Source organism: Streptomyces sp. NRRL S-87, assembly GCF_000719335.1.
Classification (GTDB): Bacteria; Actinomycetota; Actinomycetes; order Streptomycetales; family Streptomycetaceae; genus Streptomyces.
Window position 1 is genome coordinate 63718 of record NZ_JOGB01000022.1, and the last position, 26761, is coordinate 90478.

Sequence of the window (26761 nt, forward strand, 5' to 3'; positions counted from 1 at the left end):
CCATGCGTCCCCTGAACCGACGCGCCGCGGCCGCGGTCCTGCTGTCCGCCGCCCTCACGCTCACCGCCTGCAGCTCGGGCGGCGACACGACCGAAGCCGAGCCCAAGCCCCCGGCCTCCTCCTCCGCACCCGAGCCGACGCTCGACCCGACCACCGCCCCGCCGGCCGCCAAGCCGACCGGCCCGGTGATCTCCGACGACGCGCTCAAGCCGGCCACCGGGTCCTTCACCAAGCAGGAGAAGAAGTACCTGAGCGGCCGGGTGCCGGAGAAGACGGACCCGGCGGCCGTCCTGCAGACCGGCCAGGAGGCCTGCCAGCGGGTCGCCCGGACCGCCAAGCACGACAAGGACGCGGCGGTCGCGGCCCTCGTCGCGGGCGAGATCCCGAACGCCGAGGAAGCCATCCCGTACCTGTGCCCGGAGCAGAAGCCGATCCTGGCCGCGGCCGAGAACGGCTTCGGTGACGGCACGCTCAAGAACCCGACGCCCGGCACGTACCGCGCGCCCAGCCCGACGCCGTCCTGCGTCTGGCAGGCCAAGGGCCGCGGCGGCAAGAGCCTGGCGGCCGGCCCGGACCTCGGCTTCAAGGCCGGGGACAAGGTCACGGCCAAGATCCCGGCCGGCACGGTCGAGTTCGTCTCGACCGGCTGCTACGCCTGGATCCCGGCCTGACCGACCGGCTCGACCGGCTCGACCGGTTCGACCGGTTCGATCGGTTCGATCGGTTCGATCGGTTCGATCCCGGGATGAGAGGGGGCGGGGCCGTCACGGCCCCGCCCCCTCCTGCTCCTGGTGCTGCTCCGTCAGGCGCCCGTGATCCGTCCGTAGACGTCGAGCAGGGTGTCCAGCACCGCGTCCATCGAGTACGACCCGGCGGCCAGCTCGCGGGCGGCCGCGGACGCCTCCTGGTTCGCCTTCTCGTCCAGCAGCTCCAGCACCGCCGCGGCCACGCCCTCCGGGCCCGGCTCGACGGCCCGGCCCGCACCGGCGGCCGCGATGTCCCGGGCCAGCCCGTTGGAGTGGGTGACCACCACCGGCACGCCCACGGCCATCGCCTCCAGCACGGACATCGGGAACGGCTCCTCGACCGACGGCAGCACGTACACGTGCGCCCGGCGCAGCTCCTCCAGCACCTGCGCGCTGGTCAGCGCCCCGGGCACGGTCGTGCGGTCGGCCAGCCGCAGCGCGTCGACCTCGTGCCGCACCGCGCCCGCCTCGCCCTCGTCGGGCCCGGCCACCACGTACTCGGCGTCCGGGTGCCGCTCGCGGACCAGGGCGGCGGCCCGGACGAAGTCCACCGGCCGCTTGCGGGCCTGCAGGCGTGCCGAGTAGAGCACGCGCGGCGGGCCCTGCAGGGCGGGCCGCTCCTCCTGCGCCGGTACGCCGTTGACGAGGCGGACCGTGTTCGTCAGCCCCGCGCCGCCCACCACCGCGTCGAGGGCCTCGCGCTCGTGCGGGGTCAGGTACAGCACCGCGCCGGCGCCGCGCAGGAGGCGGCGTACCGCCACCGCGTCGAGCACCTTGGCCAGCAGTTTGCCGCTGGGGTCGACCATGCCGTGGGTCTGGAGCACCAGCGGCTTGCCGGCCCGCAGCGCGGCCAACGCGACCGGCAGGGTCACCAGGTCGCGCGCCAGGTGCACGTGGACCACGTCGGCGTCGCGCACCAGCCGGCCGGCGCGGGCCAGCAGGGCGGGCGAGGTCATGCCGGAGAAGCCCAGCGGCAGCAGCCGGCGGGCCGGGTAGAGGCGGGCCGGGACCCCCTCGACGTCGATGGGCCAGGGCTCGTCGAAACCCTCGCCGAGGGCGACGAGCGCGGCCTCGTGGCCGCGGGCCCGCAGCCCCTTGGACAGGTTCAGCGCGACCCGGACGGGGCCGCCGAAGGCGTGGGTCGGCGAGTGCAGCGTGACGGCGTGCAGAACTCTCACTGGGGCGGCCTCACTTGGGCTCGTCGACGGGGCGGCGCCGCCCGTCCATGGTCTGCAGGGTCAGTTCGGGCAGGTCCTTGTGGACCACGGAGCCCGCCGCGGCCACCGCGTGCCGGCCGACCGTGACGCCGGCCAGGACCGTGGCGCGGGCCGCGACCCAGGCGCCGTCCTCGACGGCGATGGGGGCGTTGCGGTAGCGGAAGTCGGCGGCCCGGTGGTCGTGGCTGCCGGTGCACAGCAACGCCTCCTGGGAGACGCAGACGTTCGCCCCGATGGTGATGGGCTCCAGGTTGAGCAGCCAGGCGCCCTCGCCGATCCAGGTGTGGTCGCCGACGGTGAGCTTCCACGGCCACAGGACACGGACGCGGTGCCGGATCAGCACGCCGGTACCGATGTCCGCCCCGAAGGCGCGCAGCAGCGCCACGCGCAGCCGGGCGGGGGTGAACCAGGCCATGAAGACGGTGTTCATCACGGCGAACCACAGGGCCTGCGTGAGCTTGCCGCGGCCCTTGTCGTAGCCGGCCAGCGTGAAGGCCGGAAGATTGCGCATCGAGTTCGTCCCCCCACTGGTACCTCCCCAGGCACCGGGCGTTCACATTATCGGTTCATCGGCCCGCCCATCGCCGCTGTGGACCGGGCTGGCTAGACTCTGCGCAATTGCACGAGGGCGGGGCGGGGGCACGGTGGCGACGGACATTCAGGGGCCCACGTCGGGCACTCCGTGGGGCTCCGGCCCGCGGCCGCCCGTACCACCCCGCCACCGCGAGGTCCCGGACGACGCGCAGTGGGGCCGGGTCACCACCCCGCGGACGCTGCTCTCGCGGGCCCTGTCGGTCCCGCTCGCGCTGGGCTTCACCGTCTTCCTGCCGCTCGTCGTCGCCTCCCAGCACGGCGCCGGCGTCCGCGACGCGGCCTTCTACCTCCAGCTCGCGCTCTGCATGTACGCGGGCGCCCGGCTCTCGGCCATGATCCTCACCAGCCGGCGCAAGCTGCTGCAGGGCTCCTTCTGGCTGTTCGTCTACATGGCCCTGGGCGTGGCCCCGCTGGCCCAGGCGGTCCTCGGCCAGGTGCCGACCCCCGTGGTCGGGCCGCGCTCGGACCTGTCCGCGGCCATCTCGCTCATCCTGCTGGGCTGCATCGCCTTCGACGTGGGCGCCCTGCTGGCCAGGCACCGGCCCGACCGGCGTGCGCAGGAGGAGCCGTCGGAGCCGGTGATGGTGCACCGGCGGCGGCTGCAGCTGCTGACCGTCCTCGCCTTCGGCTTCTCCGGGGTCTTCGTCCTCAAACTCGGCGGCCCGGCCGTCTTCTTCAGCAGCCGCCAGGAGATCATCGCCGGCATCGAGGAGGCGGGCGTCTCCGCCAACGACGGCCAGGCCGGCCAGGCGTTCCTGCGCGGCTTCGGCACCGTGCCGGCGCTGCTCGCCCTGCTCATGTACGTCCGCTGGCTGGTCACCTCGACCCGGGCGCGCCGGATGCCCTCGGTGATCGCCACCACGGCCGCGCTGGCCGCGCTCAACCTGGTCGTCAACAACCCGATCTCGAACCCGCGCTACTGGTTCATGACGGTCATGTTCTCGCTGCTGTTCACCGTCTTCCCGGTGAGCGCGGCGATGTACCGGGTGGCGCTCAGCATGGGCGTCATCGCGGCGCTGCTGATCTTCCCGTTCGCCGACCGCTTCCGGTACGACGAGAAGAACTACAAGCCCGTCGAGACGACCTCGTTCCTGGAGCCCATGGCGCTCAAGGACTACGACCAGGTCGGCATGTTCGCCAACACCATCACCTTCTCGCGGTCCGGACCCGGGTTCTTCTACGGCCGCCAGCTCGCCGGATCGGTCTTCTTCGCGGTGCCGCGCTCGGTGTGGCCGGGCAAGCCGCGCGACACCGGCGTGATGGTGGGCCAGTGGATGGGTGCGGTCAACACCAACCTCTCCTCCCCCATCTGGGCCGAGCTGTGGCTGGACTTCGGCCCGGTCGGCATGGGTGCGGGCCTGCTCGGCATGGGCTACGCGGCGGCCCGCGTGGACCGTCGCTACGCCCGCCGCGCCACCCGCCGCGCCCCGCCCGGCAGCCTCATCTCGGTGGTGGTCCCCCTGGTGGCGGGCTACTCCTTCATCCTGCTCCGCGGCCCCCTCCTGCAGGCCTCCGGCCGCGTCGCCATCGCGGGGCTGTGCCTGTGGCTGGTCATGACCCACCGGACGGACAAGCGGACGCTGCGGTAGGCGGTGGGGGTGGGGGCTGGCGGTCAGGCCCGCCTGAGTGTGGTGGCCGGGGGCTTCGGTGGGCTGGCTTCGGAGGTGGGTCCCGTGGTGTGTGGGGGAGGCGGACCCACACACCACGGGACGGACGGACCCCGAAGCGGGGGCCGGCACGGATCAGAACCCCCACCCCACGAGCCGGACGACCAGGACCGGAGAGCCGGGGCGGGGCGAGCCCCCCGGAGGAGCCCCGCCCCGCCCGACCCCTCAGCGCAACGTCATCCCCGTCCCCGTCCCCCGGTCCGACGCCGCTTCCGGCGGGGACGCCACCAGCCCCAGCTCCGCCGGGGTGGCCAGCAGAGGATGGGCCGGCAGGATCCGGACCGTGTACCCGAACGGCCCGGTGCGGTCGAGGGCGAGCGGCCCCTCGTACAGCAGCCGTCCCTCCAGGTCCGGCCCGCCCGCGGGCTTGAGCGGGAAGGCCCGCGCGTCCGAGATGACGTCCTCGGAGTCGACCCGGCCGGCCAGGGCCTGCACCTCGACCTCGTCCGTGCCGAGGTCGCCCAGGCTCACCCGGACGCGCAGGGTCAGGGTCGCCCCGAGTTCGGCCGTGCCGTTGACCGGGGCCGCGGCCAGGGCCTCGACGTGGCCCACGGCGACCCCGGGCCAGGCCGCCCGGACACGCCGCTTCCACTCGGCCAGTTCGCGGGCCGGCTCCGGGCCGAGGGCCCGGTGCGCGCGGGCTGCGGGCTCGTACAACCGCTCCACGTACTCCCGCACCATGCGCCCCGCGAGCACCTTCGGTCCCAGTGAGACCAGGGTGCGCCGCACCATCTCGATCCACCGCCCGGGCAGGCCCCCGGCCGCCCCCGGTCCACCGGCCGTGCGGTCGTAGAACCGGGGCGCCACCCGCTTCTCGACCAGCTCGTAGAGGGCCGCCGCCTCCAGGTCGTCGCGGCGGTCCTCGTCCGTGCCGGCGCCGTCGGCGGTGGGGATGGCCCAGCCGAAGTCCGGCTCGTACCACTCGTCCCACCAGCCGTCCAGGACCGAGAGGTTCAGGCAGCCGTTGAGCGCCGCCTTCATGCCGGACGTGCCGCAGGCCTCCAGCGGGCGCAGCGGGTTGTTCAGCCACACGTCGCAGCCGGGGTACAGCTTCTGGGCCATGGCCATGCCGTAGTCCGGCAGGAACACGATCCGGTGCCGCACCCGCGGGTCGTCCGCGAACCGCACCAGCTCCTGCACCAGCCGCTTGCCCCCGTCGTCGGCCGGGTGCGCCTTGCCGGCCACCACGATCTGCACCGGGCGGTCGGGGTCCAGCAGCAGCCGGCGCAGCCGCTCCGGGTCGCGCAGCATCAGCGTCAGCCGCTTGTACGACGGCACCCGGCGAGCGAACCCGATGGTGAGCACGTCGGGGTCGAGGACCGTGTCGATCCAGCCGAGTTCGGCCGCGCCGGCGCCGCGCTGGCGCCAGGAGGCGCGCAGTCGCTCCCGTACCTCCTGCACCAGTTGTTCGCGCAGCACCCGGCGCAGGTCCCAGATCTGTCCGTCCGGGATGTCGGCCACCGCGTCCCAGCGCTCGCTGCCGCCGACGGTGAGCGCGTCCTCCGCGCGTCCGGCGCCGACCTGCCGGGCGCCCAGCCGCATCACCTCGGGGGCGACCCAGGTCGGTGCGTGCACCCCGTTGGTGACGGAGGTGATGGGGACGTCCGCCGGGTCGAACCCGGGCCACAGCCCGGCGAACATCTCCCGGCTGACGGCCCCGTGGAGGGTGGAGACGCCGTTGGCGCGCTGGGCCAGCCGCAGTCCCATCACCGCCATGTTGAAGACGCCCGGGTCGCCGCCCCCGTACGTCTCCAGGCCGAGCTCCAGGATCCGGTCCACCGGGATCCCGGCGAGCTCGCCGTCGTCGCCGAAGTGCCGGGCCACCAGCGCCCGGTCGAAGCGGTCGATGCCGGCGGGGACGGGGGTGTGGGTGGTGAAGACGGTGCCCGCCCGGACCGCCTCCAGGGCGGCGTCGAAGCCCAGCCCCTGCCCGGCCAGTTCCCTTATGCGCTCCAGGCCCAGGAACCCGGCGTGCCCCTCGTTGGTGTGGAACACCTCGGGCTCGGGGTGGCCGGTCAGGGCGCAGTACGCCCGGACCGCCCGCACCCCGCCGATGCCGAGCAGCATCTCCTGGAGCAGCCGGTGTTCGCCGCCGCCTCCGTAGAGGCGGTCGGTCACCTCGCGGGCGGCGGTGTCGTTCTCCTCGACCTGGGAGTCGAGGAGGAGCAGCGGGACCCGGCCGACCCGGGCCTGCCAGACGTGGGCGTGCAGGGTGCGGCCGCCGGGCAGCTGGAGGTCGATGCGGCAGGGTTCGCCGTCGGGTCCGCGCAGCAGGCTCAGGGGCAGCTCGTCGGGGTCGAGGACGGGGTAGTGCTCCTGCTGCCAGCCGTCCCGGGACAGGGACTGCCGGAAGTACCCGTGCCGGTAGAGCAGACCGACGCCGACCAGCGGGACGCCGAGGTCGCTGGCGGCCTTGAGGTGGTCCCCGGCGAGGATGCCCAGGCCGCCGGAGTACTGGGGCAGGGCCGCGGTGATGCCGAACTCGGGCGAGAAGTAGGCGACGGCGGCGGGGAGTTCCGCGGCCCGTTCGTGGGTCTGGTACCAGCGGTCGCTGCGCAGGTAGTCGTCGAGGTCGGCGGCGGCGGCGGTGAGCCGGCGCACGAAGCGGCGGTCCCGCGCCAGCTCGGCGAGCCGGCCGGGGGACACGCTGCCGAGGAGGCGGACGGGGTCGCCGCCCGCGGCGCGCCAGCCCTCGGGGTCGACGGACTGGAAGAGCTCCCGGGTCTCCGCGTGCCAGGACCAGCGCAGGTTGCGCGCGAGGCCGTGCAGTGGCCGGAGGGGTTCCGGAAGGACGGGGCGGACGGTGAATCGACGGATGGCCTTCATCGGATTTCTCCCAGGAGACCGCGGCCGTCAGGCCGGGGAGGAACAGGACCGTGAAGCGGCGCCGTCAAACGGCGGGATTTCTCGTGCATATGGCCTGACCTGCGTTGTCGGCGATTGTCAGTGGCGAGGAATGCAGCTGGACCGGTGAGGTCCGGCGGGTGTGGAGGCTCCTGCCGTCACCCGGAAGGGCGGCAGCGCGCGGGGCGGCCCCGCGGGGCCGCGTCAGACGACTATTCGGCGGCGCGCGGCTGCGCGGCGGCGGGCGGCTGGGGCGGGAAGGGCACCCGCACCCGGCACGGCGACCGGCATCGTCAACCTCGCTACTCCGTCGGACGGGGGGAATTCCTGGGGCCGCCGTCTCGGGCGGGACCGGCGCCGGCAGGCCAGTGGGCATGCAGGGCTCCAGCCAAGCAGACGGGCGGCGGGACGGGGCGGGCGAAACGCAGGGCGGCCCGCGCCGTCTTCCCGGCGGTCCGGCCACCGCCCGGCCCGGGACCCCGTCGACGGACCTGTAGCGCAAAGGACCTGGCCCCCCAAGTGTCCGGTCGGGACGAGAGGTTGACCCTTCGACGGTATCCGCGTCGAACCTCCGGCAATCCCAGTACGTACGAGTAGTTGACCCGAAGACCGGATTGCTCCGCGCGGATTGGGGAAGGGCTGACCGCGTACGGCGCGAGACAGTCGGCGCACGGCTCACCCGCCCCCCACTTCCCGCCACCCGAGTGAACGCGGACAGGAGCGGCCATGCCCGCACTTCAGCCGTCGGCCGAGCGGCTAGAAACAGAGCGAACAGAGCGCGTGCCGGAGTTCGTGGCCCGGCCGCGTCCCGTACCAGGTCCCCCGAACCACCCCCAGGTGAGGTCATGATCGGTCGCATTCCCGTGCTGGACGTCCGCCCTGCCGTCGATTGCGGCGCAAGGCCCGCGAAAGCGGTGGTGGACGAGGTTTTCGAGGTGTCGGCGACGGTGTTCCGCGAGGGGCACGAGGCGGTGGCGGCCCACCTGGTGCTGCGCGATCCCGCGGGGCGGGAGCAGCCGCCGGTGCCGATGCGGGAGCTGGCCCCCGGCACCGACCGGTGGGGGGCCCGGATCTCCGCGCCGGCCGAGGGCAGGTGGACGTACACCGTCGAGGCGTGGAGCGATCCGCTCGCCAGCTGGCGGCACACGGCCGGCATCAAGATCCCGGCGGGGATGGACACGGAACTGGTGCTGATGGAGGGCGCCGAGCTCTACGAGCGGGCCGCCGGCCAGGTGCCGAAGAAGGACGGGCGGGAGCTGGTGCTGGCGGCGCTCGACGCGCTGCGGGCCGAGGACCGGGCCGCCGGGGAGCGGCTGGCGGCGGCGCTGGAGCCGGCGGTGCTGGCGGTGCTGGCGCGCTACCCGGTGCGGGAGCTGGTGTCGGCGTCCAAGGCACTGCCGTTGCTGGTGGAGCGCAAGCGGGCGCTGTTCGGCTCGTGGTACGAGATGTTCCCGCGCTCGGAGGGGGCGGTGCTGCCCACGGGCAACCGGCGGAAGCCGAGGAGCGGGACGTTCAGGACGGCGGCGGAGCGGCTGCCCGCCGTCGCGGCGATGGGCTTCGACGTCGTCTACCTGCCGCCCATCCACCCCATCGGCACCACCTTCCGCAAGGGTCCCAACAACGCGCTGAAGGCGAGCCGCTGGGACGTGGGCGTGCCGTGGGCGATCGGCTCGCCGGAGGGCGGGCACGACGCGGTGCACCCGGACCTGGGGACGATCGAGGACTTCGACCGGTTCGTGGCGCGGGCCGCGGAGCTGCGGCTGGAGATCGCGCTGGACTTCGCGCTGCAGTGCTCGCCGGACCACCCGTGGGTGGAGAAGCACCCGGAGTGGTTCCGGCAACGGCCGGACGGGACGATCGCGTACGCGGAGAATCCGCCGAAGAAGTACCAGGACATCTATCCGATCGACTTCGACCGGGACATGGACGGCCTGGTCGAGGAGACGGTACGGATCCTGCGGTACTGGATGGACCACGGGGTGCGCATCTTCCGGGTGGACAATCCGCACACGAAGCCGGTGGTGTTCTGGGAACGGGTCATCGCGGAAGTCAACACGAGCGATCCGGACGTCATCTTCCTGGCGGAGGCCTTCACCCGCCCCGCGATGATGCGCGCACTGGCCTCGGTGGGCTTCCAGCAGTCGTACACGTACTTCACCTGGCGCAACTCGAAGGCGGAGCTGACCGAGTACCTGACCGAGCTGGCGGGCGAGGAGTCGGCGCCCGTGATGCGGCCCAACCTCTTCGTGAACACCCCTGACATCCTGCACGCCTACCTCCAGCAGGGCGGCCGTCCGGCCTTCGAGGTGCGCGCGGTGCTGGCCGCGACGCTCTCGCCCACCTGGGGCGTCTACGCCGGCTACGAGCTGTGCGAGAACACACCGGTCAAGGAGGGCAGCGAGGAGTACCTGGACTCCGAGAAGTACCAGCTGCGTCCGCGCGACTGGGCGGCGGCCGACCGGGAGGGGCGTACGATCGCTCCCCTGATCACCTCGCTGAACCGGCTGCGGCGGCGCAATCCGGCCCTGCAGCAGTTGCGCGACCTGCATTTCCACAGCACCGACAACGACCAGGTGATCGCCTACTCGAAGACCGCGCAGACCCCGTCCGGCCGCAACACCGTGCTGGTCGTCGTCAACCTGGACCCGCACCACACCCAGGAGGCGACCGTCTCGTTGGACATGCCGGTACTCGGCCTCGACTGGCACGGGTCCCTCGCGGTGCGCGACGAGCTCACCGGCGACACCTACTACTGGGGCAGGGCGAACTACGTGCGGCTCGAACCGGGCCGGACGCCCGCGCACGTACTGACGGCCCTGCGACCGTCCCCGCCGATCGGAGGGTCACCCACCTCATGATGATCAACGATCCCGTCCACGACACGTTCGAGGACACCCCTGCCAAGGACCGCGACCCGGACTGGTTCAAGCGGGCGGTGTTCTACGAGGTCCTCGTCCGCTCGTTCCACGACAGCAACGGGGACGGCGTCGGGGACCTCAAGGGGCTGACGGCCAAGCTGGACTACCTCCAGTGGCTGGGCATCGACTGCCTCTGGCTGCCGCCGTTCTTCAAGTCGCCCCTGCGGGACGGTGGTTACGACGTCTCGGACTACACCTCGGTGCTGCCGGAGTTCGGGGACCTGGCGGACTTCGTGGAGTTCGTGGACGCCGCCCACCAGCGCGGGATGCGGGTGATCATCGACTTCGTCATGAACCACACGAGCGACCAGCACGAGTGGTTCCAGCAGTCCCGCACGGACCCGGACGGCCCGTACGGCGACTACTACATGTGGGCCGACAACGACAAGCAGTACCAGGACGCCCGGATCATCTTCATCGACACCGAGACCTCGAACTGGACGTACGACCCCGTACGCAAGCAGTACTACTGGCACCGCTTCTTCTCGCACCAGCCGGACCTCAACTACGAGAACCCGGCCGTCCAGGAGGAGATCCTGGCCGCCCTGCGCTTCTGGCTGGACCTCGGCATCGACGGGTTCCGGTTGGACGCGGTCCCCTACCTGTACGCGGAGGAGGGGACGAACTGCGAGAACCTGCCCCGTACCCACACCTTCCTCAAGAAGGTGCGGGAGGAGATCGACGCCCACTACCCGGACACGGTGCTGCTGGCCGAGGCCAACCAGTGGCCGGAGGACGTGGTCGACTACTTCGGGGACTTCGCCAAGGGCGGCGACGAGTGCCACATGGCGTTCCACTTCCCCGTCATGCCGCGCATCTTCATGGCGGTGCGGCGCGAGTCGCGGTACCCGGTCTCGGAGATCCTGGCCAAGACGCCGGCCATCCCCTCCAGCTGCCAGTGGGGCATCTTCCTGCGCAACCACGACGAGCTGACCCTCGAGATGGTGACGGACGAAGAGCGCGACTACATGTACGCGGAGTACGCCAAGGACCCGCGGATGCGGGCCAACATCGGCATCCGCCGCCGGCTGGCCCCGCTGCTGGACAACGACCGCAAGCAGATGGAGCTGTTCACCGCCCTGCTGCTGTCGCTGCCCGGGTCGCCCGTCCTGTACTACGGCGACGAGATCGGGATGGGCGACAACATCTGGCTCGGCGACCGGGACGGGGTGCGCACCCCGATGCAGTGGACCCCGGACCGCAACGCGGGTTTCTCCTCCTGCGACCCGGGCAGGCTCAACCTGCCGGTCATCATGGACCCCGTCTACGGGTACACGGTGACCAACGTCGAGGCCGCGATGTCCTCCCCGTCGTCACTCCTGCACTGGACGCGCCGGCTGATCGAGATCCGCAGGCAGAACCCCGCCTTCGGGCTCGGCTCGTACACCGAACTGCCGTCGTCGAACCCGGCGGTGATCGCCTTCCTCCGCGAGTACGGGGACGACCTGGTCCTGTGCGTGCACAACTTCTCGCGCTTCGCGCAGCCGACCGAGCTGGACCTCAGGGCCTTCAACGGCCGGGTGCCGATGGAGCTGACGGGTGAGATCCGGTTCCCGCCGATCGGCGAGTGGCCGTACCTGCTGACGCTGGCGGGGCACGGCTTCTACTGGTTCCGACTGCGCCCGGAACCCCGGCCCGAACCGCGAGAGGCGTGACCGAGGGGTCGGCCGCCGCCCGCGGCCGACCTCACCAAGTGCGCGACGGTGCGCGGCGAATGGGTCAATCGCCGTCCCTGTAGGACCATCCTGACCCGACACTCGCACACGACCGGACAGCAACTGCCGTGATCCGGGACACTCTGCGCATTCCGAGGCCGCCCCGGGGAAAGGACGCGAAGCCATGTCGGAGGCTGCATCCGCCCGGGCGCTGATCCCGCTGCTGCGCGGCTGGCTGCCGCGCCAGCGGTGGTTCGCCGGCAAGGGCAGGCCGCTCACGCGGATCGAGGTGGTCTCGGCAGCGGACCTGCTGCCGCCGGGGGTCTCCCCGCGGCTGCTGCACCTGCTGGTGGACGTCGACGGGGACACCTACCAACTGCTCCTGGGCCTGCGCGCCACCCTGCCCCCCGCCCTCGCGCCCGCCCTCATCGGGCGGGTCGGCCCGGACGCGGACCCGGGCCCGTACGCCGGGCTGACGGTGTACGAGGGGCTGGGCGACCCGCGGCTGGCGGGCCTGCTGCTGGAGCGGCTGCGCACGCCGGGCGCGCTCGGACCGCTGCGCTTCGGGCACGACCCGGGCGCGGCGATCCCGGCCGGGCTGACGGCCCGGCCGCTGTCGGGCGAGCAGTCCAACTCGTCCCTGATCTACGGGGACGCGTACATCCTGAAGGTCTTCCGGCGGGTGGGGCCCGGCACCAACCCGGACCTCGAACTGCCCAGAGCACTGGCCGGCGCGGGCTGCACCAGGGTGCCGGCGCCGGTCGCCTGGTACGAGGCGGAGCTGCCGGGCGTCGCCGAACCGCTCACGCTGGGCGTGCTCCAGCCGTACCTGCGCGGCTCGGACGACGGCTGGCAGCTCGCGCTGCGCCGGCTGGGCTCCGGGCTGCCGTTCAGCGACGAGGCGTACGCGCTCGGCCGGGCCACCGCCGAGGTGCACAGCGCGCTGGCCGAGGCCCTGCCCACGGTACGGCTCGGGCCGGCCGAGACGGCCCGGCTGGCGGCGGCGATGACGCAGCGGCTGGCGGCCACCGTGCGCGAGGTGCCCGCGCTGCGCCCGTACGAGGCCGGGCTGCGGGCCGCGTTCGACGCGCTCGCGATGGCCCCGGGCGGGCCGAGCGGGCGCGGCGGGCGGGCCCAGCGGATCCACGGCGACCTGCACCTGGGGCAGACCCTGCGGGCGGTGGACGGCACCTGGCGGCTGATCGACTTCGAGGGCGAGCCGGCCCGGCCCCTGGCCGACCGGCGCAGCCCGGAGCCGGCGGTGAAGGACGTGGCGGGCATGCTGCGCTCCTTCGACTACGCGGCCCGCTCGCACGAGCCGTGGTCCCCGGCCTGGGCGGAGGCCTGCCGCGGCGCGTTCTGCGCCGGGTACGCGGCGACCACCGGCCGGGACCCGCGGGAGGACCCGGTGCTGCTGCGGGCCTTCGAGACGGACAAGGCCGTGTACGAGGCCCGCTACGAGTACCGGCACCGGCCCGACTGGCTGCACGTGCCGATGGCGGCGATCCGGCGACTGGCGGCGGGCGGCGAGGCGGCCGTCAACCCGGTCACCTCGCGCGCCCCGAGCGACCGGCCGCCGCGGCGCACGGGCGCCCCGGGCCCGGCCCGCCCGGCGTCGAACCCCATGCCCACCCAGAGCTCCCTCCCCACCCCACACCGCCCGCAGCCCCCGAGGAGGCCGCACACGTGACCCCCGCCCGCCAGTCGTCGCCGCCCGTCGCCGACGCCGAAGTGGCGCCCGCCCGCGCCCAGGACGCCGGCCCGGCCCCCGCCGGAGCCCCCGCCGGAGCCCCCGCCGTGCCGCCCGCGCCCGCGGAGCCGCCCGCCGTCGAGACCACCGCCAAACCGGCCCGGGCGGCGAGAACGGCGAAGGCCCCGGTGAAGGCCCCCGCCAGGACGGCGGCGAAGGCCCCGGCCAAGGCGGCGAAGCCGACCACGCCGCGGGCCCGCCGGGCCCCGGCCGCCCGCAGCGTCCGCCCCGCGCCCGCCCTGCCGGGCGAGGAGCGGGACCGGCTGCTGTCCGGGCGGCACCACGACCCGCACGCGGTGCTCGGCGCCCACCCGTGCCGCGGCGGGCTGGCCTTCCGCGCGCTGCGCCCGTACGCCAAGGCGGTGACCGTGGTCGCCAAGGGGTTGCGGGCACCGCTGCGGGACGACGGCGACGGGCTGTTCTCGGGGCTGCTGCCGCTGGCCGAGGTGCCCGAGTACCGGCTGGTGGTCACGTACGACAGCGACGAGGTGGAGGTGGCGGACCCGTACCGCTTCCTGCCCGCCCTCGGCGAGCTGGACCTGCACCTGATCGGCGAGGGCCGGCACGAGCAGCTGTGGCGGGCCCTGGGCGCCGAGCCGATGGTCCACCAGGGCACGGCCGGCACCCGGTTCACGGTCTGGGCCCCCAACGCCCAGGGCGTGCGGGTCACGGGCGACTTCTCGTGCTGGGACGGGACCGCGTACCCGATGCGCTCGCTCGGCGGCAGCGGGGTGTGGGAGCTGTTCCTGCCCGGCGTGGCCGAGGGGACGCTGTACAAATTCGACATCACGCGCCCGGACGGCAGCCACACGCTGCGCGCGGACCCGATGGCCCGGCGCGCCGAGGTGCCGCCGGCGACCGCCTCGGTGGTGACCGCCGCGCACCACGAGTGGGGCGACGCGGAGTGGATGGCCGCGCGGGCCGAGCGGCCGGCGCACGCCTCGCCGTTCTCCGTGTACGAGGTGCACCTGGCCTCGTGGCGGCCGGGCCTGACGTACCGGCAGCTGGCCGAGCAGCTCCCCGCGTACGTGAAGGAACTGGGCTTCACCCACGTGGAGTTCATGCCGGTCGCCGAGCACCCCTTCGGCGGCTCCTGGGGCTACCAGGTCACCGGCTTCTACGCGCCGACCTCGCGCATGGGCTCCCCGGACGACTTCCGCTTCCTGGTGGACGCCCTGCACCGGGCGGGCATCGGGGTGATCGTCGACTGGGTGCCGGCGCACTTCCCGCGCGACGCCTGGGCACTGGCCGAGTTCGACGGCCGGCCGCTGTACGAGCCCCAGGACCCGCAGCGGGCGGCGCACCCGGACTGGGGGACGCTGGAGTTCGACTACGGGCGCAAGGAGGTCCGCAACTTCCTCGTCGCCAACGCGGTGTACTGGTGCGAGGAGTTCCACGTCGACGGGCTCCGCGTGGACGCGGTGGCCTCGATGCTCTACCTCGACTACTCGCGCGAGCACGGCCAGTGGACGCCCAACGAGCACGGCGGGCGGGAGAACCTCGACGCGGTGGCGTTCCTGCAGGAGATGAACGCGACCGTCTACCGGCGCTGCCCGGGGGTGGTCACGATCGCCGAGGAGTCCACCGCGTGGGACGGGGTGACCCGCGAGACGCACCGGGTGGGGGTCTCCGGCTTCGGGGGGCTGGGCTTCGGCCTGAAGTGGAACATGGGCTGGATGCACGACTCGCTGGGCTACCTCGCGCACGAGCCGGTGCACCGCAAGTACCACCACCACGAGATGACCTTCTCGATGGTGTACGCGTACAGCGAGAACTACGTGCTGCCGATCTCGCACGACGAGGTGGTGCACGGCAAGCGGTCGCTGGTGTCCAAGATGCCGGGCGACTGGTGGCAGCAGCGCGCCTGCCACCGGGCGTACCTGGGCTTCATGTGGGCCCATCCGGGCAAGCAGCTGCTCTTCATGGGGCAGGAGTTCGCGCAGGGCGGCGAGTGGTCGGAGGCGCACGGCCCGGACTGGTGGCTGTTGGACCCCGCGTACGCGGCCGCGGCCGACCACAGGGGCGTACGGCAGCTGGTGGCGGACCTGAACGCGGTGTACCGGGACGTGCCGGCGCTGTGGGAGCGGGACACCGTGCCCGAGGGCTTCGCGTGGATCGAGGCGGACGCCGCGGAGGACAACGTCTTCGCTTTCCTGCGGTACGACGCCCAGGGCGCGCCGCTGCTGTCGGTGAGCAACTTCTCGCCGGTGGTGCGGCACGACTACCGGATCGGGGTGCCGGACCCGGACGCGGTGCCGGCCTGGAGCGAGGTGCTCAACACGGACGCGCCCCGCTACGGGGGCAGCGGGGTGCCGAACCCGGCGCCGGTGAAGCCGGAGCCGGTACCGGCGCAGGGGCGGGGGGCCAGTCTGCGGCTGACCCTCCCGCCGCTGGCGACGGTGTGGTTCCGGCCCGCCTGACGGGGGCGGGGTCGTGCGGGTCTCAGACCCGCGCGAGGACCTCGTCGATCTCCTGGAGGAGCAGGCGCTTGGGGCGGGCGCCGACGCTCTGCCGGACCGGCTCGCCCCCCTTGAAGAACATCAGGGTCGGCATGGACAGCACCCCGTAGCGGGACTGGCTGACGGGGTTCCTGTCGACGTCGATCTGCACGACCTTGATCCGTCCGGCCTGCTCGGCGGCGATCGCGCTCAGTACGGGGGCCAGCTGGCGGCACGGGCCGCACCAGTCCGCGGTGAACTCGACCAGGACCGGCAGCTCGGCCGCAAGGACCTCGGTCTCGAAGTCGGTGTCGGTCACCTCGGGCACTCCGGCTGCGCGCATGGGGCTCCTCCTCATCGGTCGAATTCACAGCGGGGCTCCGGACCTCCCGGTGCCTCCGCCCCGGCGGCCAGCTCGGCCACCGCGCGCTCCGCGGTCGCCAGCTGGCGCGCCACCTGCTGCCGTACGTCCGTCAACCGGTCGATCAGCCCGTCGAGTTCGGCGAGCTTGCGGCGGTACACGGCGAGCGAGGCGGGACAGGAGTCGCCGGCCGGGTGGCCCGCCCGGAGGCAGTCCACGAACGGCCGGGTCTCCTCCAGGTCGAAGCCGAAGTCCTGCAGCGTGCGGATCTGCCGCAGCAGCTGCAGGTCGTCCTCGTCGTACTCGCGGTACCCGTTGACGGCCCGGCGGGCGGGCAGCAGCCCCCGGGACTCGTAGTAGCGGAGGGTCCGCGTGGTGGTCCCGGCCTTGGCGGCCAGCTCGCCGATGCGCATGTCCACGACCGTAAGCCTTGACGCCGACGTCAAGCCAAGGGGCGGTGCCGGGGCCCCGCCCCGGTCCCGTCCCCTGCCCCGGTCCCGGTCCCGGTCCCGGTCCCGGTCCCTGTCCCGGCCCCGGCCCCACCGCGGGCGCCGAAGCCCCGCCGGTACTCGCGCGGGGGCACGCCGCGGCGGCGCACGAACTGCTCGCGCAGGACGGCCGCGCCGGAGAAGCCGCAGCTGCGGGCGATCTCCTCCAGGGGTGCCGAACTGGTCTCCAGCAGCTCTTCGGCCCGGTTCAGCCGCTGGGCCAGCAGCCAGGCGTGCGGGGTGCTTCCGGTGGCCGCGCCGAAGCGGCGGACGAAGGAGCGGCGGCTCATCAGCGCCCGGCGGGCCAGGTCGTCCACGGTCAGCCGGCGGTCGAGGTGGGCCCGGGCCCAGCCGAGCACGTCGGCGAGCCGCTCGTCGTCGCCGTCCCGCGGGACGGGCGCGGCCACGTACTGGGCCTGCCCGCCGTCCCGGTGCGGCGGCAGGACCAGGTCGCGGGCCACGGCGTTGGCGACGGCCGCCCCGTGGGCCCGGCGCACCAGGTGCAGGCACAGGTCGAAGCCGGCGGCCGCGCCGGCGCCGGTCACGATCCGGTCCTCGTCCACGTAGAGGGCGTCGGGCACCACGGTGACGGCGGGGTGCCGGGCGGCGAGGAGCTCGGCGAAGCGCCAGTGGGTGGTGGCGCGCAGGCCGTCGAGGAGTCCGGCCGCGGCGAGCGCGAAGCCGCCGACGCAGTGCGCGGCCACGGTCGCGCCGCGCGCGTGGGCGGCGCGCAGGGCCTCGGCGGCGGGCGCCGGCGGTGGCTCGCGGAAGCCCGCCCAGGGCAGGGCGAGCACGAGCTCGGCGTCGGCCAGGGCGTCGAGTCCGTGCGGCACGTCGACGCGTACGCCGACGTCGGTGACCACCGGGCCGGGGCGGTCGGTGCACAGGGTGAGGGCGAAGCGGGGGACGGCCGGATCGGCGCGCGCGTCGAAGACCTCGGTGACCAGGCCGAGGGCGAGCATGCCCACGCCGGGCGGGGCGTAGGCGGCGACGGTGCGGAAGGGGGTCATGCGGTGATCCTGGCACGGTGGCACGATTCCCGCGATGGATGGCATCCGTGCCACTCACGCCGGGTGGCGCGGCGGGGCCAGGCTTGTCGCCATGACGACGGAATACCGCATCCTGACGACGGGTTACACGCTCTCCACCGGGCCCGGGGTGGCCGCCACGGTCTCGTACGTGACGGACGGCGAACGGCACGTGATCGTGGACCCCGGCATGGTGGCGCACCGCGACCGGATCCTGGGGCCGCTGGCGGAGCTGGGGCTGGGCCCGGACGACATCACGGACGTGGTGCTCAGCCACCACCACCCGGACAACACCATGAACGTGGGCCTGTTCGGCGAGGCGCGGGTGCACGACCACAAGGCGGTCTACCGCGCGGACCAGTGGACCGACCGCGACGCGGAGGGCGCCGAGCTCGGCCGCGGGCTGCGGCTGATCCGCACCCCGGGGCACAGCGCGGAGGACATCACGCTGCTCGCGGACACGGCCGAGGGCGTCGTGGCCTTCGTGGGGGACCTGTGGTGGCGGCCCGACGGCCCGGCCGAGGACCCGGTGGCCCCGGACCACGTGCGCCTGCGGGAGAGCCGGCAGCGGGTGCTGGACGCGGCCGACGTGATCGTGCCGGGCCACGGTCCTGCCTTCCCCGCGGAACAGTGGAGGGGGTCCGCCGACTTGTAGGGGGTGAGACCTTTCAGCAGAGACGGGGGAGACACGTGCGCAGGGTGTGTGTGATCGGGGGCAGCCGGTACTTCGGGAAGCGGCTGATCGAGCGGCTGGTGGCGCGCGGCGACGAGGTGACCGTGGTGAACCGCGGCTCGGCACCGGCGCCGGCGGGGGTGGAGCAGCTGGTCGCCGACCGGAACGACGAGGCGGCGCTGCGGGCCGCGCTCGGGGACCGGGTGTTCGACGTGGTGGTCGACCAGGTCTGCTACACGCCCGTGCAGGCGGCGATCGCCCGGCGGGTCTTCGAGGGCCGCACCGGGCGGTACGTGATGACCTCGACGATCGAGGTGTACGAGCACGAGGACGCGGATCACCCGGTGCCCGAGGACGCCCTCGACCTGGCGGCGGTGGTGGTGCGTCCGGAGCTGCCGTGGGGCGACCCCGGGTTCCTGGAGGAGCACTACGGCGAGGGCAAGCGCCAGGCGGAGGCGGTGTTCGCCGCCGCCCCCGCCTTCCCGTACGTGACGGTGCGGGTGGGCCACGTGCTGGGCGGGGCGGACGACTTCACGGGGCGGCTGGAGCACTACGCGGACCGGCTGCGGGCGGGTGAGCCGGTGGTGGTGACCGAGCCGAACCACCCGTCGACGTACATATACGTCGAGGAGATCGCCGACTTCCTCGCCTGGGCGGCCGGCGCGGACTTCACCGGTCCGGTGAACGCGCTCGCGCACGGCCCGCTGACCACGCGGGACATCGTGGAGGCGGTGCGGGCGGTGACGGGCGGGGCGGCGCCGGAGTACCGGGTGGCCGGAGCGGGCGGGGCGGCCTCGCCGTTCGCGTTCGCGCGGGCGTACGGGATGTCGGGCGCCCGGGCCGAGGAGCTGGGATTCACCTTCTCGCACACCAAGGACTGGCTGGCCGGGGCGGTGGCGGACACGCTCGCGGCCCGCTGAGCCGCATCGATCGGAACCGGGGCCTCCGCGACCCCCGTGCGCGGAGGCCCCGCATAGGGATCACGCACGGGAGGGCGTTCCGGTTCAGCCTCGCGACCGGCGGATTTCCGCCACGGTCCGTACAACCATCGGGGCCTCTCCCGTGTCGCACATGCGGCAGGACACCACACAGGCCCGATGGGGGAACCCTTTGAGAAAGTTCATGGCAGCCGCGGCGGGCACGGCGCTCGCGCTCGGCGCCACCACGCTGGCGGCGGTGCCGGCCGCCCAGGCGGCCGCCGCCCCGCTGAAGTCGGCGGTCTGGACCGACGTGCACGACGGCAAGGTCTTCGCCGCCTTCAACCTGCTGGACGACGGCGTGCGTCCCGAGGACGTCAGCCTGCACATCCGGCGCAGGGGCTCCGACGCGGTCCTCGCCTCCGTGAAGCTGCAGGGCACCGAGAAGTGTGCGCCCACCTCCGACTGCTGGGACTCGACCTACCTGACGGACCCGCTCTCGCTCCCGGGGCTCGGCGGCTACACGGTGGACGTCCTCGTCAAGGAGGGCACGGCCGAGGAGCGCGTCCGCCGCGACCGGGGCGAGGTCCAGTACGGCCTGGACGCGCACATGGTGCTGACGCCCGACCACGCGTGGCTCTCGTACGACACCCCGCAGGTCACGGTGAACGGCACCCTCCTGGCCGAGGACCCGGACACGCACGAGACCAAGCCGTTCGCCGGGGTCACGGTGAGCGGGGGCCTCCCGACCGACAGTGCGGGGCACTTCTCGGCGCGGGCCACCGCCACCGAGTTCACCCCCTCGCCGACGCTCTCCTTCGAGACGGACACGACGCGGCAGCAGATCACCATCCCGTTCCACAAGCAGGACCTGAAGCTGGCGGTGGCCACGCCGTCCGGGACGGTCACGGCCCCGGACGGCAGCTACATCCCGGTCAAGGGCAGGCTCACCCGGATCGCCGACGACGGCACGGAGAAGCCGGTCGGCCTGCACGGGATCTCCGTCGGCGGCGGACGGCTGCCGCTGACCGCGAAGGACGGCACGTTCTCGGGCAGCGTCGGCGCCCCGGTGGGCACGGTGACCGTCCAGCCCGACCCGTTCTTCTACTTCAACGCACCCCCGAAGCACACGTTCCAGGTGCAGGCCGCGACGTCCGTCTTCACCTCGGTGAAGGGCGAGGTCGACAAGTACCGCAAGGTCACCTTCACCGGGAAGCTGGGCACCAGGACCGGCACGGCCTCGCCGGGCGTGAAGCTCCCCCTGCACATCCAGTACTCGGCGGACGGCCGCACCTGGTCGGAGGCGGGCGGCTTCACGGCCGAGTACGGGGTGCAGTTCACCCGGTCCTCGACGCGCAGGGCCGACGTGGACAAGGCCGGCTACTGGCGGCTGGTGTCCGGGACGACGACCCTGATCAGCCCGTCGTTCAAGCTCGGCCGCAAGGCCACGCAGCTCTTCAACGACGACGTGACCCCGGAGCCGGTGCGCAAGGGCGCGAGGATCACGGCCAAGGGCGGGCTGCTCCAGCGGTCGGGCACGTCGTGGCGGGCCTTCGGCGGCCAGACCGTCCGCGTCTACTTCAAGGCGGCCACCCGCGGTGCCACCTGGCAGCGGCTCGGCACCGCCGTGACGCGGGCCGACGGCACCTTCAGCCGTACGTTCACGGCCGAGCGGGACGGCACCTGGCAGATCCGGTTCGTCGACGCGCCGGCCACCCACTACGCCGTGTCCGGCCGCGAGGACTACGTCGACGTCCGCTGACACCCACCGGCCCCGGGGGCCGTCCGCCCAGCGGACGCCTTCACTCCGGTTCCCGGCCGCGACGGCTCGCGCCGTTGCGGTCGGGGGCGGCCGGAAGTTACCGTTCCGTACCGCTGGCGCGCGCACGGAACCGGCGACATAGTGGATCTTCCCCCAGACGGGTTACCGGACAGTCGCGGGAGAAACGGGCGAAAGCGCCGGAGATCCTAGGACGATCCTACGAGTTGTGACCTTGGTCGAACAGACCGTAGTCGTCGGGTCCCGGCCACCTCTACGGTGTGGCCGTGCACCAGAGCCCACCCTTCGACGCCCTCGCCGCCCGCCGCCTGCGCGCCGCCCTGGGCATGGCCCCCGGCCACGTCGCCTACGGCCTGCGCGCCCAGTACGGACTCCTCGTCACGCCCGAGACGGTCATGGCGTGGGAGCGCGGCGAGGTCGCGCCGACCTCCGCCGAGCTGACCGCCCTCGCGGGCGTCCTGTGGTGCTCCCCGGGCGAGCTGCTCGCCCGGCCCCGGAGCCTGCGCGAGCACCGGATGGCCAAGGGCATCGCCCCCGAGGAGCTGGCCCGCCGCATCGGGCTGGACGCCGGCGCGTACCAGAAGATGGAGAACTCCGGCCGCTGGAAGGGCAACGAGCGCCAGTCCGCCGCCCTCGCCCAGGTCCTCGGGCTCGGTCTGCCGGACTTCGTCGTCGCCACCGGGCGGGAGGAGGAGCTGGCCGAGGTGCTGCGCAACGCCGTCACCACGCGCTGGCAGGCGTACGTCAAGCCGCTCTCGAAGCTGGTGCCGGTCCCCCGGGAGCACCTGGAGCGGGTGGTGGGGCAGCTCTACGACGACTACCAGTCGACGATGGTCGCCACGCTCAGCTGGGGCGGCGGTGGCGGCCAGGCCGCCAGCGGCGACGCCGGCCGCGAGTTCCTCTCCGTCGTCACCGACCACTTCTGGGAACGCCTGGGCATCGCCCGACCGTGACCGGCGGTCCGGCACGGGGCCCGGAGAGCCGGGTCAGAAGACCGACTCGGCCTCGTACATGCGCTTCTCGGGGACCCGCTTGAGCTCGGTGACGGCGGAGGCCAGCGGGGCCATCACGATGTCGGTGCCGCGCAGGGCGGTCATGTTGCCGAAGTCGCCCCGGTGGGCGGCCTCGACGGCGTGCCAGCCGAAGCGCGTGGCGAGCACCCGGTCGTACGCGGTGGGGACGCCGCCGCGCTGGACGTGGCCCAGGATGACGGGGCGGGCCTCCTTGCCCAGGCGCCGCTCCAGCTCGACGGCCAGCCGGTTGCCGATGCCCGCGAAGCGCTCGTGGCCGTACTGGTCGATCTCGCCCTTCTCGTACGGCATGGAGCCCTCGACCGGGTGCGCACCCTCGGCGACGCAGACGACGGCGAACTTCTTGCCGCGGTCGAAGCGCTCCTCCACCATCTTCACCAGGTCGGCGACCTGGAACGGCCGCTCGGGCAGGCAGATGCCGTGCGCGCCGCCGGCCATGCCGGACTCCAGCGCGATCCAGCCGGCGTGGCGGCCCATGACCTCGACGACCATGACGCGCTGGTGGGACTCGGCGGTGGTCTTGAGGCGGTCGATGGCCTCGGTCGCGACCATGACGGCGGTGTCGAAGCCGAAGGTGCGGTCCGTGGCGGAGATGTCGTTGTCGATCGTCTTCGGTACGCCGACGACGGGCATGCCCGCCTCGGACAGCATCCGGGCCGCGGTCAGCGTGCCCTCGCCGCCGATCGGGATGAGCACGTCCAGGCCGTACCGCTCGCGCAGCGCGGAGCAGTTCTCGGCCGCCTCGCTCAGCCGGGCGCGCTCCATGCGGGCCGAACCGAGGATGGTGCCGCCGCGGGCGAGGATGCCGCTGACGGCGTTGAGGTCGAGGGGGCGGTAGTGGCCGTCGAGCAGCCCCTTGAAACCGTCCTCGAAGCCGATGACCTCGTCGCCGTGACCGACGAGGGCCCGGTGCACGACCGACCGGATCACGGCGTTCAGACCCGGGCAGTCGCCGCCTGCGGTGAGGACTCCGATGCGCATCGTGCTTCGTCTCCTGCTTCTCGACGTACAAGTGCGGTCGTACGGGTCGGACTGTCTGATTGTTCCACGTACGGGGGCAAAGGTGCGCCGCTTGGTGCTCCACTCGACGGGCCCTCGGACCCCTGTGCAGGGACCCTTTGCCAGCGGGCGTCGTAGCCAGCCGCGGAGGTATTGTCAAGGGGGCAAGCCCATGCAACGGGGAATTCTCGACACGAGGAGCCGCAGGCCCGCCCGGCCACGGCTCAGGGACGGAGAGCACGCGTGACCCGCAGCGTGTACGTGACCGGAATCGACCGGGGAGACGGCCGCCAGGTCGTCGAGCTGGGCATCATGGAGCTGCTGGCCCGCCAGACGGGCCGCGTGGGGGTCTTCCGGCCGCTGCTGCACGACGCGCCCGACCGGCTGTCCGACCTCCTCAGGGCCCGCTACCGGCTGGAGCAGGACCCGGCCACCGCCTACGGCATGGAGTACCACGAGGCCTCCGCCCTGCTCGCCGAGAAGGGCACCGACGAGCTGGTCTCGCGGCTGGTCGACCGCTACCACCGGGTGGCCCGGGACTACGAGGTCATGCTCGTGCTCGGCACCGACTACGCCGACACCAACCTCCCCGACGAACTGGCGCTCAACGCCCGCCTCGCGAACGAGTTCGGCGCCGTCGTGGTGCCGGTGGTGGGCGGCACCAGGCAGACCTCGGAGTCGGTGCGCGCCGAGGCCCGCAACGCCTTCCGCGCGTACGAGTCGCTGGGCTGCCAAGTGGTGGCCATGGTGGTCAACCGGGTGGCCGCCAAGGACCGGGACCACATAGCCGAGCGGCTCGCCGCCCGCCTCCCCGTGCCCTGCTACGTCCTGCCCGACGACAAGTCCCTGTCGGCGCCCACGGTCTCCCAGATCACCCACGCCCTGGGGGGCGAGGTGCTGCTCGGCGACGACGCCGGACTGGCGCGCGACGCCCTGGACTTCGTCTTCGGCGGCGCCCACCTGCCGAACTTCCTGAACGCCCTGACTCCGGGCTGCCTCGTCGTCACCCCCGGGGACCGCTCCGACCTGATGGTCGGCGCGCTGGCCGCACACGCCTCGGGCACGCCGCCGATCGCGGGCGTGCTGCTCACCCTCAACGAGCGCCCGGCCCCGCACGTCCTGACCCTGGCCGCGAAGCTGGCGCCGGGCACGCCGGTGGTCTCGGTGGCCGGCAACTCCTTCCCCACCGCTGCCGAACTCTTCGCCCTGCAGAGCCGGTTGAACTCGGGTACGCCGCGCAAGCTGGAGACCGCGCTCGGGCTCTTCGAGCGGCACGTCGACACCGCCGCGCTGCGCGACCGCCTCTCGGTGGCCCGCTCCACCCGCGTGACCCCCATGATGTTCGAGCACGAACTGCTCGAGCGGGCCCGCTCCGCGCGGCGCCGCGTGGTCCTCCCCGAGGGCACCGAGGAGCGGGTGCTGCGCGCCGCCGACGTGCTGCTGCGCCGCGGGGTGTGCGACCTGACGCTGCTGGGCGACGCCGACGCCATCCGGAAGAAGGCCGGCGACCTGGGCCTCGACGTCTCCGCCGCCCAGCTGATCGACCCGCTGACCTCCCCGCTGCGGGAACGGTTCGCCGAGTACTACGCCAAGGTCCGCGCCCCCAAGGGCATGACGGTCGAGCTGGCCAACGACGTGGTCACCGACGTCAACTACTTCGGCACCCTGATGGTCCAGGAGGGCCTGGCCGACGGGATGGTCTCCGGCTCGGTGCACTCCACCGCGGCCACCATCCGCCCCGCCTTCGAGATCATCAAGACGAATCCGGACGCCGCGATCGTCTCCTCCGTCTTCTTCATGTGCCTGGCGGACCGGGTCCTGGTGTACGGCGACTGCGCGGTGAACCCGGACCCGGATGCCGAGCAACTGGCGGACATCGCCGTGCAGTCGGCCGCCACCGCCGCCGCGTTCGGCGTCGAGCCGCGGATCGCGATGCTCTCGTACTCCACCGGCACCTCCGGCTCGGGCGCCGACGTGGACAAGGTCCGCAAGGCGACCGAGCTCGTGCGCGAGCGCCGCCCGGACCTGCGCATCGAGGGCCCGATCCAGTACGACGCGGCCGTCGAGCCCAGCGTCGCGGCGACGAAGCTGCCCGACTCGGACGTGGCCGGCCGGGCGACCGTACTGATCTTCCCCGACCTCAACACCGGCAACAACACGTACAAGGCCGTGCAGCGCTCGGCCGGCGCCGTGGCGGTCGGCCCGGTGCTCCAGGGCCTGCGCAAGCCGGTCAACGACCTCTCGCGCGGGGCGCTGGTGCAGGACATCGTCACCACCGTGGCGATCACCGCGATCCAGGCCCAGGGCGGCGGGACCCCCACCGGGGCGGTGCCGGCGGCCCCCACCGCCACCGCATGACCGCCGCCCGCACCCCCACCCCGCCGATACAGAAAGCCCCGCACCCGTGACCGCATCGCGCGTACTCGTCCTCAACTCCGGCTCCTCGTCGGTGAAGTACCAGCTGCTCGACATGTCCGACGGCTCCCGGCTGGCCTCCGGCCTGGTGGAGCGGATCGGCGAGGAGACCTCCCGGATCGCGCACGCCCCGGCCGGCGGGGCCGCCGAGCGGGAGCAGACCGGCCCGGTCGCCGACCACGGGGCGGCGCTGAAGGCCGTGGCCGCGGAGCTGGCCGCCGACGGCCTGGGCCTGGACTCGCCGGAGCTGGCGGCCGTGGGCCACCGGGTGGTGCACGGCGGCACCCGCTTCACCGCGCCGACCGTGATCGACGACGAGGTGCTGAAGGAGGTCCGCAGCCTGGTTCCGCTGGCACCGCTGCACAACCCGGCCAACATCACCGGCATCGAGGTGGCCCGCGCGCTGCGCCCCGACGTCCCGCAGGTGGCGGTCTTCGACACCGCCTTCCACGCGACGATGCCGGAGTACGCCGCCCGGTACGCGATCGACGCGCAGGTGGCCGACGAGCTGTCCATCCGCCGGTACGGCTTCCACGGCACCTCGCACGCCTACGTCTCGCGGGCCACCGCCGCGCTGCTGGGCAGGGCGCCGGAGGAGGTCAACGTCATCGTCCTGCACCTGGGCAACGGGGCCTCGGCCTCCGCGGTGCGCGGCGGGGTGTGCGTGGACACCTCGATGGGCCTGACCCCCCTGGAGGGCCTGGTCATGGGCACCCGCTCGGGCGACCTCGACCCGGCCGTGGTCTTCCACCTGGCGCGGGTGGGCGGCCTGTCGGTGGACGAGATCGACACCCTGCTGAACAAGCGCAGCGGCCTGCTGGGACTGTGCGGGGACAACGACATGCGCGAGGTGCTGCGGCGGGCCGGCGAGGGCGACCCGGCGGCGGACACGGCGTTCCGGGCGTACGTGCACCGGCTGAAGAAGTACATCGGCGCGTACGTCGCCGTGCTCGGCCGGGTGGACGCGGTGGCCTTCACGGCGGGGGTCGGCGAGAACGCGGCCCCGGTGCGGGAGGCTGCCGTCAGCGGGCTGGAGGAGCTGGGCCTGGTGGTCGACGCCGGGCTGAACTCCGTCCGGTCGCGCGAGCCGCGGCTGATCTCGCCGGACCACGCCCGGGTGGCGGTGGCCGTGGTCCCGACCGACGAGGAGCTGGAAATCGCCGCTCAGACCTACGAGCTGGTTACCCGCTAGTCACTTGGACTTTCCACCAGACGGAATATTCCGCTACGAAACAAACCG

At 73.3% G+C, this 26761-nt stretch carries 19 protein-coding genes; 12 read left to right on the forward strand and 7 right to left on the reverse strand.

The window, feature by feature from the left end; genetic code table 11:
* Positions 1 to 2: 2 nt before the first annotated feature.
* Complete coding sequence (locus IF43_RS0116445) at positions 3 to 671, forward strand: hypothetical protein (protein ID WP_030200512.1); 669 nt, start codon at positions 3 to 5, stop codon at positions 669 to 671.
* A 131-nt stretch (positions 672 to 802) separates the two neighbouring features.
* Here IF43_RS0116445 and IF43_RS0116450 read toward each other — a convergent pair whose 3' ends face one another.
* On the reverse strand, positions 803 to 1924 hold the full coding sequence (locus IF43_RS0116450; protein ID WP_030200514.1) for a glycosyltransferase: 1122 nt from the start codon (positions 1922 to 1924) through the stop codon (positions 803 to 805).
* A gap of 10 nt (positions 1925 to 1934) precedes the next feature.
* A complete protein-coding gene (locus IF43_RS0116455) occupies positions 1935 to 2474 on the reverse strand; it encodes a WcaF family extracellular polysaccharide biosynthesis acetyltransferase (RefSeq protein WP_030200517.1) in 540 nt (179 codons plus the stop codon).
* A 262-nt stretch (positions 2475 to 2736) separates the two neighbouring features.
* Here IF43_RS0116455 and IF43_RS0116460 point away from each other — a divergent pair, with 262 nt between their 5' ends.
* Positions 2737 to 4146 (forward strand): hypothetical protein, encoded by a 1410-nt coding sequence (locus tag IF43_RS0116460; RefSeq protein WP_037888838.1) that lies wholly within the window; start codon positions 2737 to 2739, stop codon positions 4144 to 4146.
* 243 nt (positions 4147 to 4389) lie between these two features.
* Here IF43_RS0116460 and glgP read toward each other — a convergent pair whose 3' ends face one another.
* A complete protein-coding gene (glgP, locus tag IF43_RS0116465) occupies positions 4390 to 7050 on the reverse strand; it encodes an alpha-glucan family phosphorylase (protein ID WP_030200521.1) in 2661 nt (886 codons plus the stop codon).
* Positions 7051 to 7913: 863 nt separating this feature from the next.
* On the opposite strand from glgP, the gene IF43_RS0116470 reads away from it, so the two are divergent.
* The 4 genes from IF43_RS0116470 (at position 7914) to glgB (ending at position 15811) form a co-directional block, all read left to right on the forward strand.
* Complete coding sequence (locus IF43_RS0116470) at positions 7914 to 9926, forward strand: alpha-1,4-glucan--maltose-1-phosphate maltosyltransferase (RefSeq protein WP_030200523.1); 2013 nt, start codon at positions 7914 to 7916, stop codon at positions 9924 to 9926.
* On the forward strand, positions 9923 to 11641 hold the full coding sequence (gene treS / locus IF43_RS0116475) for a maltose alpha-D-glucosyltransferase (RefSeq protein WP_030200525.1): 1719 nt from the start codon (positions 9923 to 9925) through the stop codon (positions 11639 to 11641). Before IF43_RS0116470 ends, treS begins: the two co-directional genes overlap by 4 nt.
* A gap of 184 nt (positions 11642 to 11825) precedes the next feature.
* The gene (locus tag IF43_RS0116480) at positions 11826 to 13331 is read left to right on the forward strand and encodes a hypothetical protein (protein WP_063753343.1); all 1506 of its coding nucleotides are present in this window, start codon (positions 11826 to 11828) and stop codon (positions 13329 to 13331) included.
* 41 nt (positions 13332 to 13372) lie between these two features.
* A complete protein-coding gene (gene glgB, locus IF43_RS0116485; RefSeq protein WP_107048502.1) occupies positions 13373 to 15811 on the forward strand; it encodes a 1,4-alpha-glucan branching enzyme in 2439 nt (812 codons plus the stop codon).
* 22 nt (positions 15812 to 15833) lie between these two features.
* On the opposite strand, the gene trxA is transcribed toward glgB, so the two are convergent.
* Genes trxA through IF43_RS0116500 form a run of 3 tightly spaced genes read right to left on the reverse strand, consistent with a single transcriptional unit; the run spans position 15834 to position 17688 of the window.
* The gene (gene trxA, locus IF43_RS0116490) at positions 15834 to 16172 is read right to left on the reverse strand and encodes a thioredoxin (protein ID WP_030200534.1); all 339 of its coding nucleotides are present in this window, start codon (positions 16170 to 16172) and stop codon (positions 15834 to 15836) included.
* An 11-nt stretch (positions 16173 to 16183) separates the two neighbouring features.
* Complete coding sequence (locus IF43_RS0116495; protein WP_030200536.1) at positions 16184 to 16603, reverse strand: MerR family transcriptional regulator; 420 nt, start codon at positions 16601 to 16603, stop codon at positions 16184 to 16186.
* A 29-nt stretch (positions 16604 to 16632) separates the two neighbouring features.
* Complete coding sequence (locus IF43_RS0116500; RefSeq protein ID WP_234332202.1) at positions 16633 to 17688, reverse strand: GlxA family transcriptional regulator; 1056 nt, start codon at positions 17686 to 17688, stop codon at positions 16633 to 16635.
* Between the two features lie 91 nt (positions 17689 to 17779).
* Here IF43_RS0116500 and IF43_RS0116505 point away from each other — a divergent pair, with 91 nt between their 5' ends.
* The 4 genes from IF43_RS0116505 (at position 17780) to IF43_RS0116520 (ending at position 22029) form a co-directional block, all read left to right on the forward strand.
* Positions 17780 to 18361, forward strand: coding sequence for an MBL fold metallo-hydrolase (locus tag IF43_RS0116505; protein ID WP_037888822.1), 582 nt, complete (start codon positions 17780 to 17782; stop codon positions 18359 to 18361).
* 35 nt (positions 18362 to 18396) lie between these two features.
* On the forward strand, positions 18397 to 19299 hold the full coding sequence (locus IF43_RS0116510; RefSeq protein WP_030200546.1) for an NAD-dependent epimerase/dehydratase family protein: 903 nt from the start codon (positions 18397 to 18399) through the stop codon (positions 19297 to 19299).
* A 202-nt stretch (positions 19300 to 19501) separates the two neighbouring features.
* Positions 19502 to 21058 carry a hypothetical protein gene (locus IF43_RS38075; RefSeq protein WP_051795434.1) on the forward strand — a complete coding sequence of 519 codons (1557 nt, stop codon included), beginning with the start codon at positions 19502 to 19504 and terminating at the stop codon, positions 21056 to 21058.
* A gap of 278 nt (positions 21059 to 21336) precedes the next feature.
* Positions 21337 to 22029, forward strand: a complete 693-nt coding sequence (locus IF43_RS0116520; RefSeq protein WP_030200550.1) for a helix-turn-helix transcriptional regulator — start codon at positions 21337 to 21339, stop codon at positions 22027 to 22029.
* A 33-nt stretch (positions 22030 to 22062) separates the two neighbouring features.
* Here the strand turns inward: IF43_RS0116520 and IF43_RS0116525 are convergent, their stop codons facing one another.
* A complete protein-coding gene (locus IF43_RS0116525; RefSeq protein WP_030200551.1) occupies positions 22063 to 23088 on the reverse strand; it encodes an ATP-dependent 6-phosphofructokinase in 1026 nt (341 codons plus the stop codon).
* 261 nt (positions 23089 to 23349) lie between these two features.
* On the opposite strand from IF43_RS0116525, the gene pta reads away from it, so the two are divergent.
* Positions 23350 to 25464 carry a phosphate acetyltransferase gene (gene pta / locus IF43_RS0116530; protein ID WP_030200554.1) on the forward strand — a complete coding sequence of 705 codons (2115 nt, stop codon included), beginning with the start codon at positions 23350 to 23352 and terminating at the stop codon, positions 25462 to 25464.
* A gap of 46 nt (positions 25465 to 25510) precedes the next feature.
* Positions 25511 to 26713 (forward strand): acetate kinase, encoded by a 1203-nt coding sequence (locus IF43_RS0116535; protein WP_030200555.1) that lies wholly within the window; start codon positions 25511 to 25513, stop codon positions 26711 to 26713.
* Positions 26714 to 26761: the final 48 nt, after the last annotated feature.